The organism is Nocardioides sp. AE5, assembly GCF_031844485.1.
GTDB lineage: Bacteria > Actinomycetota > Actinomycetes > Propionibacteriales > Nocardioidaceae > Nocardioides.
The window spans coordinates 1-1,401 of the sequence record NZ_JAUZVI010000026.1 but is presented as its reverse complement, the minus strand read 5'-3'; the positions used below and the strand labels follow the sequence as shown (position 1 = coordinate 1,401).

General features: G+C 66.8%; 1 protein-coding gene. It reads left to right on the top strand.

What is annotated here, in order from left to right; all coding sequences use genetic code 11:
* Positions 1 to 124 precede the first annotated feature (124 nt).
* On the top strand, positions 125 to 1,354 hold the full coding sequence (locus Q9R27_RS18695; RefSeq protein ID WP_311253918.1) for an IS256 family transposase: 1,230 nt from the start codon (positions 125 to 127) through the stop codon (positions 1,352 to 1,354).
* Positions 1,355 to 1,401 lie beyond the last annotated feature (47 nt).

Genomic DNA, 1,401 nt, shown 5'->3' with positions numbered 1-1,401 from the left:
GAGGAGAGTCCCCTGGAGTGGTGGGGTTTGAAGGTCAACGGCGGGGCTGCGTGACGTAGGCGGCCATCGGCGGGATCTTCGGTGTGAAACCGCGAAGAGACACACACTGAAGGAGACCCAGCCGATGGCCTTGTCCCAGTCTGCCCTGTCCGAACTGCTGGATGCGTTCCGTGCCGGTGATGGCGTGGATCTGGTCCGTGAGTCGGTGCACATGGTGATGCAGGAGCTGATCGAAGCCGAAGCCACCGAGCGCATCGGAGCCGGCCGTTATGAGCGCTCCGAGGACCGCATTACCGAGCGCAACGGCTCTCGTCCACGCCTGGTGACCACCCAGGCCGGGGACGTGCAGCTGCGGATCCCGAAACTACGGAAGGGCTCGTTCTTTCCCTCGATCCTCGAGCCACGCCGCCGGATCGACCGGGCGCTGTACGCGGTGGTGATGGAGGCCTACGTACACGGGGTCTCGACCCGCAGCGTCGACGACCTGGTCGAGGCGATGGGCGCCGACTCCGGGATCAGCAAGTCCGAGGTCTCCCGGATCTGTGCCGGGCTGGACGAGGTGGTCGGCGCGTTCTGCACCCGGACCCTGGACCATGTCGAGTTCCCCTACGTCTACCTGGATGCGACCTACCTGCACGTGCGCAACCAGACCAGCCAGGTCGTGTCGATGGCGGTCGTGGTCGCCACCGGTGTGACCGCCACCGGGCAGCGGGAGATCCTCGGCCTGGACGTGGGCGACAGCGAGGACGAGGTCTTCTGGAAGGGCTGCATGACCAGCCTCAAGCAACGCGGCCTGACCGGCGTGCGGCTGGTGATCTCTGACCAGCACTCCGGGCTCGTGAAAGCGCTGCGGCGCTGCTTCCAGGGCACCGCGCACCAGCGGTGTCGGGTGCATTTCGCCCGCAACCTGCTCGCCCACGTGCCCAAGGGCCAGGGTGACTACGTCGCGGCCGCGTTCCGCGCGATCTTCGCCCACGCCAAGCCCGAGGAGGTCGACGCGGCCTGGGAGAAGACCCGAGACGAGTTCGCTGCCCGGTTCCCCAAGCTCGGCCCGCTGATGGACGAGGCCAAGGCCGAGGTGCTGGCGTTCACCGCCTTCCCCCGCGCGCACTGGCGCAAGATCTGGTCCACCAACCCGCTCGAGCGGGTAAACAAGGAGATCAAGCGTCGCTCGCGGGTGGTCGGAATTTTCCCCAATTCCGCGGCCGTGATCCGGCTCGTCGGAGCCGTGCTGATCGACATGCACGACGAGTGGATCGCCGGCGACCGCCGCTACCTGTCCGAAGGCTCGATGGCCAAGCTCTACGAGCTCAGCGATAATGGAGACACCGCCGCCATCGAAAGCGGCGAGTAGGCACCGAGGATCACCTCAAAGCCCACCACCCCGCGGGACTCTGCCCT